Annotated in this window: 8 protein-coding genes and 1 pseudogene; 3 read left to right on the top strand and 6 right to left on the bottom strand. The window is 74.7% G+C overall.

The features are described 5' to 3' along the window. Window positions 1-14: 14 nt before the first annotated feature. A complete protein-coding gene (locus ACIPYQ_RS11145) occupies window positions 15-1,466 on the bottom strand; it encodes a PLP-dependent aminotransferase family protein (RefSeq protein WP_401248783.1) in 1,452 nt (483 codons plus the stop codon). A gap of 29 nt (window positions 1,467-1,495) precedes the next feature. Here ACIPYQ_RS11145 and ACIPYQ_RS11140 point away from each other — a divergent pair, with 29 nt between their 5' ends. Both ACIPYQ_RS11140 and ACIPYQ_RS11135 read left to right on the top strand, forming a co-directional pair. Beyond that, window positions 1,496-2,470 (top strand): DMT family transporter, encoded by a 975-nt coding sequence (locus ACIPYQ_RS11140; protein WP_401248780.1) that lies wholly within the window; start codon window positions 1,496-1,498, stop codon window positions 2,468-2,470. Between the two features lie 17 nt (window positions 2,471-2,487). Next, window positions 2,488-2,945, top strand: a pseudogene (locus ACIPYQ_RS11135) (helix-turn-helix domain-containing protein); the annotation flags it as partial. Window positions 2,946-2,973: 28 nt separating this feature from the next. Here the strand turns inward: ACIPYQ_RS11135 and ACIPYQ_RS11130 are convergent. From ACIPYQ_RS11130 to ACIPYQ_RS11120, 3 genes are all read right to left on the bottom strand, one after another. Next, complete coding sequence (locus ACIPYQ_RS11130) at window positions 2,974-4,416, bottom strand: VWA domain-containing protein (protein ID WP_401248777.1); 1,443 nt, start codon at window positions 4,414-4,416, stop codon at window positions 2,974-2,976. A 163-nt stretch (window positions 4,417-4,579) separates the two neighbouring features. Beyond that, entirely contained in the window at window positions 4,580-4,954 is a 375-nt protein-coding gene (locus ACIPYQ_RS11125) for a YbjQ family protein (RefSeq protein ID WP_361766478.1), read from the bottom strand. A gap of 52 nt (window positions 4,955-5,006) precedes the next feature. Then, window positions 5,007-5,672 carry a response regulator gene (locus ACIPYQ_RS11120; protein WP_401248774.1) on the bottom strand — a complete coding sequence of 222 codons (666 nt, stop codon included), beginning with the start codon at window positions 5,670-5,672 and terminating at the stop codon, window positions 5,007-5,009. A gap of 496 nt (window positions 5,673-6,168) precedes the next feature. Here ACIPYQ_RS11120 and ACIPYQ_RS11115 point away from each other — a divergent pair, with 496 nt between their 5' ends. After that, on the top strand, window positions 6,169-6,621 hold the full coding sequence (locus tag ACIPYQ_RS11115; protein ID WP_401248772.1) for an SH3 domain-containing protein: 453 nt from the start codon (window positions 6,169-6,171) through the stop codon (window positions 6,619-6,621). A gap of 7 nt (window positions 6,622-6,628) precedes the next feature. Here ACIPYQ_RS11115 and ACIPYQ_RS11110 read toward each other — a convergent pair whose 3' ends face one another. Together ACIPYQ_RS11110 and ACIPYQ_RS11105 are read right to left on the bottom strand one after the other, a co-directional pair. After that, window positions 6,629-6,979, bottom strand: coding sequence for an NTP pyrophosphohydrolase (locus ACIPYQ_RS11110; protein WP_401248769.1), 351 nt, complete (start codon window positions 6,977-6,979; stop codon window positions 6,629-6,631). Between the two features lie 5 nt (window positions 6,980-6,984). Further along, window positions 6,985-9,303, bottom strand: a complete 2,319-nt coding sequence (locus tag ACIPYQ_RS11105) for an RNA ligase (protein WP_401248766.1) — start codon at window positions 9,301-9,303, stop codon at window positions 6,985-6,987. Between the last annotated feature and the right edge of the window lie 29 nt (window positions 9,304-9,332).

Genomic DNA, 9,332 nt, shown 5'->3' with positions numbered 1-9,332 from the left:
AACTTTCGGCCGGTTTACGGCAGCCCGCGCAGGGCGGTGCCGAGGGTGGCGACGCCCTCCTCGATCTCGCCGGCCGAGCCCGCCGCGTAGCCGAGGATCAGGCCCGGCGGGCCCGGCCGGACGCGGTGCCAGGACAGCGGGTGGGTCTTGACGCCCAGGGCCAGGGCCGCCGAGGCGAGCGCCGTGTCCTCGAAGCCGGCCGCGTCGAAGGTGACCATCAGGTGCAGGCCGGCGGCCGCGCCGTGCACCCGGGCTCCCGGCAGGTGGTCGGCGAGGGCCCTGAGCATGGCGTCGCGGCGCCGGCGGTGGCGGCGCCGGACGTGGCGCAGGTGCCGCTCCAGCTCGCCCGAGTCCATCAGCCGGGCGAGGACCAGCTGGGCGAGGACCGGGTTGCCCAGGTCGGCGTAGCGCTTGGCGGCGGTCACCGCGTCGCGCAGCCGCGGCGGCACCAGCAGCCAGCCCAGACGCAGGGCGGGGGCGAGGAGTTTGGAGACGCTGCCGGCGTAGCAGACGGCCTCGGGGTGCAGGGCTCGCAGCGCGGGGACGGGAGCGCGGTCGTAGCGGTGCTCGGCGTCGTAGTCGTCCTCGATGACCAGGCCCCCGGCGGCCGCCCAGCCGAGCAGGTCCCGGCGGCGCTCGCCGTCGAGGACCACCCCGGTCGGGAACTGGTGCGCCGGGGTGAGCAGCACCGCCCCGGCCCCGCTGGCGCGGAGCCCGGCCACGTCGAGCCCGGCCCCGTCCACCCGAACGGGAACGGTCTCCAGCCGCCCGTACTCCAGCTGCTGCCGGGCCCCGAGCGAGCCGGGGTCCTCCACCGCGACCCGGTGCACGCCCTCCTCGCGCAGGACCTGCGCCAGCAGCCCCAGGGCCTGGGCGACGCCCGCGACGATCACCACCTCGTCGGGGTCGGCGCGGATGCCGCGGTTGCGGGCCAGCCAGCCGGCGACCGCCGCGCGCAGGGCGGGGGCGCCCTGGGGGTTGCCGTAGCCGAAGTCGGCCGGGGTCAGACCGGCGAGCACCCGGCGCTCGGCCTGCAGCCAGGCCGTACGGGGAAAGGCGGTGAGGTCGGGGACCCCCGGCGAGAGGTCGATCCGGCAGGGCACGGCACGCAGGGCGTCCACCAGTCCGCCGCGGTCCGGGGCGGGCGCCGGCCCGGCCGCGGGCGGTGGGGCGGCGACCACCACGGTGCCGGCCCGGCCGCGGCCGCGGACCTGGCCTGTCTCCGCGAGCCGCTGGTAGGCCTCGGTGACGAGCCCGCGGGAGACGCGCAGTTCGGCGGCGAGGACGCGGCTGGCCGGGAGCCGGCTGCCGACGGGCAGCCGGCCGTCGGCGATGGCCGCGCGGAGCCGGCCCGCCAGCCAGTCGGTGCGGCCGCCCGGCGGGGCCTGGCCGAGGTCGAGCTGGAGGAAGTCCGAGCCGCTCGGACTTTTGGACCCCTCGATCACGCCTTCTTTGGACCTGCTCATCGGACCATTGTGCGGCCACGCTGGACCTCATGCAGAGAACCTCCACCCCGACCTCGACCCCCACCTCCACCCCGACCGCCACGGCAGCCTCCACCGCAGTCCGGGACCTGGCCCCGGGCATCGCTGGGATGGCGCTGGTCGGCAGCAGCGTCACCGTCTCCCGCTCGCTGATCGACGCCCCGCTGTTCGCCACGCAGGCCGTCCGGTACGCCGCCGCCGCGCTGTTGCTGTGCGCCCTGGCCCGGGCCGCGCGGGTACCGGTCCTGCGGCCGCGCGGGCGGGAGTGGCTGTGGCTGGCCGGGATCGCGGCGACCGGGCTGGTGCTGTTCAACGTGGCCGTCGTACGCGGGGTGGCGCACGCCGAACCGGCCGTCATCGCCGTCGCGGTGGCCTCCGTACCGATCCTGCTGGGGCTGATCGGCCCGTTCCTGGAGGGACGGCGGCCCAGCCGCCAGGTGCTGCTGGCGGCTCCGGTGGTGGTGGCCGGGGCGGTGCTGGTCGAGGGGACGGGCCGGACGGACGCCGCCGGGGTCGGCTGGGCCGCGCTCGCGCTGGGCTGCGAGGCCGGGTTCACCCTGCTCGCCGTGCCGGTGCTGCGCCGGCACGGTGCGTGGGGGGTGTCCGTGCACGCGGTGTGGATGGGGGCGCTGATGCTGGCGGGGCTCGCGGTGGTCTTCGAGCGCCCCGCCGACCTGGGATCGCTCGGGCCGGTCCAGTGGGCGGCGGCGGGGTACCTCGCGGTGATGGTGACGGCGGTGGCGTTCCTGCTCTGGTACCGCACGGTGGCCGCCGTGGGCGCGGGCCGCGCCGGGCTGCTGACCGGGGTCGCGCCGGTGGCCGCGGCCGGCGCCGGGGTGCTGACCGGCAGCGGGGCCCCGGGACCGGCGGTGTGGCTGGGCCTGCTGGTGGTGGTCGCGGGGCTGGCCCTGGGCCTGCGCCCGGGCCGGACCCCCGCAACGCCCGCGCGGACGCGGCACGGTGACGGGGCGGCGGCGTCCCCTTGAGGGCTTGCATCAGCTGGATGCGGTACTTCTCCCCCACCGCCAACCACCGCAGGCTCGGCCTGGTCTGCCTCGGGGCGGGGGGCTGGCAGGGCGTGCTGCCGGTGGTCGTCACGCGCGGCCAGGGCTGGTTCGGCCACGGAACACGTGGTCGACGGGATCGTCCGGGGCCGCCCGGCGCGGCGGACCGCTGCTGGAGGCCCTGCGCTACGCCCGTGCCGAGACGTCCGGACACGGGAACGCGGTGATGGACGCGCTGGCGCGGGACGACGCCCTGCTGCCGATGTCCGTGGCCGAGCACGCTGCCCTGCTCGGGATGCCGCTGCCGCAGTTGCACCGGGCGAAGGAGCTGCCGGCCCGCACCGACCTGCCGGTCGCCGGGATCGCCCGGCGGGTCGGCTACGAGGACCCGGCCTGCTTCAGCCGGCTGTTCAGCCGCCGGGTGGGAATGGCCCCCGTACGCTTCCGCGCCCGGCAACCGGTGCGGGGGCCCGCCCGCCGAGGCGTCAGCGCAGGATGCCGGCCGCGCGGGCGGCCCGCACCCACGACGGGAACTCCGACAGCAGCCGGTCGTACAGCTCGGGGTCGGAGAGCCGCTCGATGTCGTCGACCGCGAAGAAGCCGACGTTGTCGACCCGCCGTCCGGGCAGGGTGTCGAAGTACTCCAGGACCCCGTACTGGGCCCGGCCCAGGCCGATGAACTGCCAGAACAGCGGCTCCTCGACGGCCTCCCGCAGCTCCCGCTCGATCTCGGCGTTGCGGTACACGCCCCCGTCGGAGAAGAAGAGCACCAGCGTCGGGGCGGGCACCGGGTGGTCCCGTACGAAGGCGCGCACCTGCGCGATGACCTTCTGCTCCTCGTTGCCGATGCCGACCGCGCGCATGTCGATCTGGCCGGGGACCAGCCCCTTGGGTGGTTTCCGGCGCCCGAACAGCCCGATCTGGCCGACCCGTACGTGCAGGCGCAGCCATGCGGGCAGCTCGCCGATCTCCAGGTCGGGCAGGCGGGCCGGGTTCGTCGCGAAGGTCCAGGCCTGCATCTGCCCGTCGTCGTCGAGCTGCGCGGCGACGGCGGCCATGCGCTCGGCGACTCCTGCGACGGTGCCGCGGGAGTAGTGGCCCGCCATCGAGCCGGAGGCGTCGAGGACGAGGACGACGCGTGCGGTGAGGGTCGTGACGCCTTGTTTGCGCAGGCTGACCGCGACCTGCTCCTTGCGCAGGGAGAGGAGTTCGCGCACGGCGGGCGGCAGCTGTTCCTCGCCCTTGGCCATCCGTACCGTCGGGGCCGGCGGCGGGGGCGAGGGTTCCGGCGCGGCCGGGGCCGGGTCGGGCCAGACGACCGGCGCGGGGACCGCCGCGGACGGAACCACCGGGGCGGCGGGCCGCGGGGCAGGTGGCCGCGGCGCGGCGGGCCGTGGCACGGCGGGCTGCGGCTCGTCGTCCACGGTGATGCCGAAGTCCCGTGCCAGCCCGGCCAGGCCGCTCGCGTACCCCTGGCCGACGGCCCGGAACTTCCAGACGCCCGCCCGCCGGTAGAGCTCGCCGCTCAGGAAGGCCGTCTCCGGGCCGGCCTCCATGTCGAAGCGGGCCAGTTCGGCGGCGGACACCGCATCGAGCAGCCGCAGGTGCAGCCCGGGGACCTGGCCGAAGGTGCCGCCGTCGGCGGACGCGCAGAGCACGACGCGCTCGATGCCGGGCTCCAGCGTTCCCAGGTCGACGCCGATGGTGTCGGTGCCGGGCTGTTTGCCGAGGTGCCGCACGGCTCCGGACGCGTGCCGCGGCTGGTTGTAGAAGACGAAGTCGTCGTCGGAGCGGACCCGTCCGGCCGCCGTCAGCAGCAGTGCGGACGCGTCCACGTCCGGCACGCCGGGCCCGGCCGACCAGCAGAGCACGGCCCGCACGGAGGTGGCTCCGACGGGCAGGTTGGCGCCTTTGTGCAATGTCGTCACGGCACCCAGTCTGCCTGCCGGAGCCCGCTTCCACGGCCGGTATCCGATGTTGAGTTCCGCGATCGGGGTCCAGGGATTGCCGGCCACCTCGTTGGTGGCCCCGACCTTGACGCAGCGGGCGGTGCGCGTCGTGGACTGCGCCTGGAGTGTCCCGAGGAGTGCGTCAGGTGGATGCGGGAACCAGGACCACGGCCGTCCCGTACGCGCACACCTCGGTCCCGACGTCGGCGGCGTCGGTGACGTCGAAGCGCATCATCAGCACGGCGTTCGCGCCGCGGGCCTTCGCCTGCTCGATGAGCCGCTCCATGGCCTGGTTGCGGGTCTGCACCAGGGTCTTGGTCAGGCCCTTCAACTCGCCGCCGATCATCGACTTCAGGCCCGCGCCGATCTGGCTGCCCAGGTGGCGGGAGCGCACGGTGAGGCCGAAGACCTCGCCGATGACCCGCTCGACCCGGTAGCCGGGGACGTCGTTGGTCGTGACGACGAGTACGCCGGTCTCTTGTGCCCCGGCCCCGCCGCCGTAGTCTTCGATACCCATGGCACCCACTCTCGCCCGGGCCGCCGCCGCCCGCATCCGGGGAGCCGCGCGGTCAGGGCATTCGGGCGGCGAGGCCGAACTCGTGGGCCACGACGACGGCCTGGGCGCGGCTGGACAGCGCCAGTTTGCTCATGCAGCGGTGGACGTGCGTCTTGACGGTGGCCGGGCTGAGGACGAGCCGTACGGCGATCTGGGCGTTGGACAGTCCGGCGCCGACCAGGGCGAGCACCTCGTGCTCGCGCGGGGTCAGGGTGTCCAGGCCGGGGTGCGGGGCGCGGGCGGCCGGGGCGGCGTAGGCGTCGATCAGTCCGCGCAGCGCCCGGGGACTGAACAGCATCTCGCCGGCGTGCACGGTGGAGATGGCGGCGAGCAGCCGCTCGGGCGGGGTGTCCTTGACGAGGAAGCCGCTGGCGCCGACCCGCAGCGCGCGGAAGACGTGCTCGTCGGAGTCGAAGGTGGTCAGGACGAGCACCTTGGGCCCGCCGGCCGCGAGGTCCTCCCGGCCGGCCAGGATCCGCTCGGTGGCGGCGATCCCGTCGGTGCCGGGCATCCGGATGTCCATGAGGACGACGTCGGGCCGGGTCTCGGCGGCGAGCCGGACCGCCTCCTCGCCGTCGCAGGCCTCGCCGACGACCTCGTAGCCCGGTGCGGCGGTCAGCAGTGCGGTCAGTCCGGACCGGATCAGGAACTGGTCGTCGACGACGAGTACGGACGGCATCCGCGTCACCCCCTCCCGGTCGCGGCACGGGCCGGGACCTCGCGCGGGCGCAGCGGGCCGACGGCATGCACGATCCCGCCGGCGGCCGGAAGCCCGGCACTGATCCGGACCGCGGCCGCATGTCTGACGAAGTGCACGTCAACCCCCCTTGTGTACTCCCCTGGTTGTATAGCGTCGACACCCAACGTGGTAGGCCGGTCTCAACCCGTGGATGGGCGCGGCCGGGCGCGGTCCGCCCGTAGATTTGCCTGCGCCGGTTCACCGGCCGGCACCGGCCCACTCCCCCCGGGGCCCCCGCTGCGCGGCCGTGCCCGTTCGGGGGCGGGCACGGCCGCCGCGCCGCGACGGGACAGATTGGTCATATCGGGCTAAAACTCGGTGAGCCACCGGGGCTACGGTCCCCGCCCTCGTCATAGTCGTCCCTGGCAACCGCCTGGTTGCCACCACCGTGCCGCGCGACGCGGCCGGGCGGACGTCTTCGTAGAGGAGCCGGCTCATGCTGAAGCCCACCAGAACCATCCTCGCTCTCGCCGCCGGAAGCCTGGTTCTCGGTCTGGCCGGAGCGGGCGCCGCCGTCGCGGACGACGGCGACAGCCTGCCGCCGCGTGAGATCGTCGTCGGTGACGGCCAGCTCGGCACCTACCCCGACTACAAGCACGCCATCGGCAAGGTCGTCTCCAAGGGCCCGCTGAAGGTCCGCAGCAAGCCGACCACCGACTCGAAGTCCCTCGGCCACGTGTACCCGCACAGCAAGGTCGAGATCGAGTGCAAGAAGTACGGCGAGAAGGTCGACGGGAACCGCATCTGGTACCGGCTGTACGACGAGGAGAACCTGACGAACGGCACCGACGGCCTCGACGGGCTCGACGGCCGCGCCGCCTACGACAAGGAGCGCTGGGTCTCCGCCCGCTACGTCAAGAACCTCTCCGAGGTGAAGTACTGCCACTGACCCCGGGTCAGTCCGCCGGGCGTACGGTACGGGGCCCCACGCACTCCACTCCGTACGCCCGGACCCGCTCGCGCAGTTCCCGGTCCGCCGTGACCACGACGCAGCCGCGGTCCGCATGGGCCGCGGCCAGTTCCACGATCCGGTCGTCGCCGCTCCCGGGGGCCGCGTCCACGCGTACCCCGGGAACGGACTCGACGCCCCGGGCGGCGCCTTCGACGACGAGGATGATCTCCTCGTCGCCGCCCCGCCCGGCCAGCCGGTCGCGCAGCCGCTCGGCCGCGCCCCGGCGGTCCCGCCACCAGCCGTCCGGCACCGAGCCGACGACGTTCGCACCGTCCACGATCAGCACACCCGGCATGACGGCTAGAAGTCCCCGTAGTTGACCTGCCAGGTGGGCAGGCCCATCCGGCGCCAGACCGCGACCACGCGGTCCCGGTCGTCGAGCGAGACCCGCACCGCGTAGCGGTGGCGTACGTGCGCGTCGAAGAGCTCCGCCTTCACGATGTCGTCGCGGCGCGTGTCGCCCGCCGCCCGCATCCACAGCTCGTCGTACGGCACCTGATGGCGCCGCAGCCAGGACTCGGTCTGCGGACGGTGCTCCTCACCGCGCCCCGACAGCAGCACGATCACATCGCCGTCGGCCCGCTTGAAGGCGTCCAGCGCGTGCCGGACCGACTCGTTGAGCAGGTCGAGCTCGCAGCGCGAGAAGTCGTACGGCCCGCGGTCGCCGATCAGGGCGAGCGTGCCGTCGATGTCGCACATCACCGCCGACGGCAGCGCCGGGTCGGGGACGTACGCGGTGACCGGCGGCACGGCCGCCGCGCCGGACGTCGTCCCGTTGAGCCACTCGGCCGTGAGCCGCCAGCCGCCCTTGCGGGCCTTCTCGTGCTTCTCGGCCAGGATCCGGATGATCTCCTCGCCCACCTGCCGTTCGCGGGCCGCGTCGCGGCGCAGGCACTCCTCCAGCGGGACGTCGGTGAAGTCGTGCACGACGAAGGTCGCGAGCCCGCCGACGGCCGCCTTGAGCCGCTTCGGGATGTGCTTCGTCAGGTGCGTGTTGTCGACGACCACGTCGAAGCCGCCGTCCACGGCCGCGCGGACCGCCGCGTCCTGGACCTCCAGCACGGTCTGCTCGTGCGCCCAGGACCGGCCCCGCTCGGGGTCCGGCAGGTCGAGCATGGCGCGCAGATCGTCCAGGTTGACGCGCCGCATCCGGCCGCCGGACCGCGCCTGGAGGGCACGGGCCGCGGTCGTCTTGCCGGAGGCGGGCAGGCCGGTCATGAGGTGCACGACGGGCAGCGCGGCGCCCTCGGCCCCGCCCCCGGCCTCCTGCGGACCCGTCTCCCGTGCGACGTCGTCGCGCGCGGCGGGCTGCCGGACGGCGGGGACCGGGGCCGCCGGACGGGCCGCGGCCGGTACGGCGGCGCGCGGCGCGGCCCCGGGCGAGGGCCGGCGCGTTCCCTCCGGCTCCTCCCGGCCCTCCTCGTCGGTGGTGTAGGAGTCGGCCACCTCCGGCCGTACGTGGCGCCAGGTGGTGAGCTCGGTCGACCGGCCGTCGAGCCGCATGAACATCGCCGGGCGGACCCCCCGGTCCGGGAGTTCCTTGACGGCGCGGGCGAAGGCTCCCCGGTCGGCGGCCAGGTGTACGAGGCCCGCGTAGGCCTCGTCGATGGCGCGCTCGTGCGCGGCGGCCCGCGCCTCCAGGCGGGCGATCACCTCGCGCACCCAGGCGTCGAACTCGTCGGGCACCTGCTGCAGCAGCGCGTCCAGCGGCTTGCCGCCCGAGGCCTCGACGTCGGCGACGGTGCAGTTGAGGCCCTGCGCGAGCCGGCCCGCGGGCAGGCCGGCGAACCGCTGGATGCCGTGGCCGCGCCAGATGTCCCGCTCGTTGACCCCGGTGAGCACGCCGTGGAGCCGCACGTACTCGGACAGCTTGGCCTTGGCGCGCACGCCGGAGGCGAAGCGCAGGACGAAGCCCTCGGCGTCGGTGCCGGTGGCCGCGGCGCCGCCGGGCAGGGTGTTGGACTCGGTGAGCGCCATCAGCTCGTCGAGGGGCATGGCGGGCCACACCTTGACGACGGAACCGATGCCCTCCCAGTGGGGCGCGGCCTCGGCGAGCGGAACCTCGGTGCCGTCCAGGCCGAAGGCCGCGAGGAGGACGAGGTCGCGGCGGTCGCCGTAGTTCACGACGATGCGGTTCTGCGGGTAGAGGATCTCCGCGAGGTACGTGACGCCCGGGTGCAGCGCGGAGGTGTCCTTGCCGTCGAGGCGCCGCTGGGCCCAGGTCGCCTGGGAGCTGGTGAAGGAGCCCTTGGAGGCGACCCGCCAGCGGCCCGCGTAGTGGAAGACCACGGCGAGGCTGCCGTCGACCTTGTCGTACACCTCGAACGGCTCGTCCGGGAGGGCGGGCGCGTACGGCATGCCCGCCTCGTGCTCGCCGACGTTGAAGAACTTCGGCAGCGGCAGGGCGACGATCGCGCCGGTGGTGTCGTCGGCGACGAGTCCGCGGCAGCGCGTGGTGACCTGGTCCCAGACGCGCTCGTACTGCGCCGTCCGCGTGTAGGTGTAGATGGACAGCGGCAGTTCGGGGTGCGACTTGCGGGTCACGTAGCCGGCGTCGATCGAGGCCGCCAGCGCCTGGGCGGGCAGCAGGTCGTGCAGAGTCAGGGTCTCCTGGCTCATGGGTTCCTCCCGGATTGAGATGTCCCATT

Source organism: Streptomyces sp. NPDC090045, assembly GCF_044747975.1.
Classification (GTDB): domain Bacteria; phylum Actinomycetota; class Actinomycetes; order Streptomycetales; family Streptomycetaceae; genus Streptomyces.
The sequence above is the reverse complement of the archived record's forward strand: the minus strand, read 5'-3'. Positions and strand labels throughout refer to the sequence as shown.

Coding starts and splice junctions, on each gene's coding strand:
- ACIPYQ_RS11145 (WP_401248783.1), bottom strand. CDS start 1,466: ATGAGCAGGTCCAAAGAAGGCGTGATCGAGGGGTCCAAAAGTCCGAGC.
- ACIPYQ_RS11105 (WP_401248766.1), bottom strand. CDS start 9,303: ATGAGCCAGGAGACCCTGACTCTGCACGACCTGCTGCCCGCCCAGGCG.
- ACIPYQ_RS11110 (WP_401248769.1), bottom strand. CDS start 6,979: ATGCCGGGTGTGCTGATCGTGGACGGTGCGAACGTCGTCGGCTCGGTG.
- ACIPYQ_RS11120 (WP_401248774.1), bottom strand. CDS start 5,672: ATGCCGTCCGTACTCGTCGTCGACGACCAGTTCCTGATCCGGTCCGGA.
- ACIPYQ_RS11140 (WP_401248780.1), top strand. CDS start 1,496: ATGCAGAGAACCTCCACCCCGACCTCGACCCCCACCTCCACCCCGACC.
- ACIPYQ_RS11125 (WP_361766478.1), bottom strand. CDS start 4,954: ATGGGTATCGAAGACTACGGCGGCGGGGCCGGGGCACAAGAGACCGGC.
- ACIPYQ_RS11115 (WP_401248772.1), top strand. CDS start 6,169: ATGCTGAAGCCCACCAGAACCATCCTCGCTCTCGCCGCCGGAAGCCTG.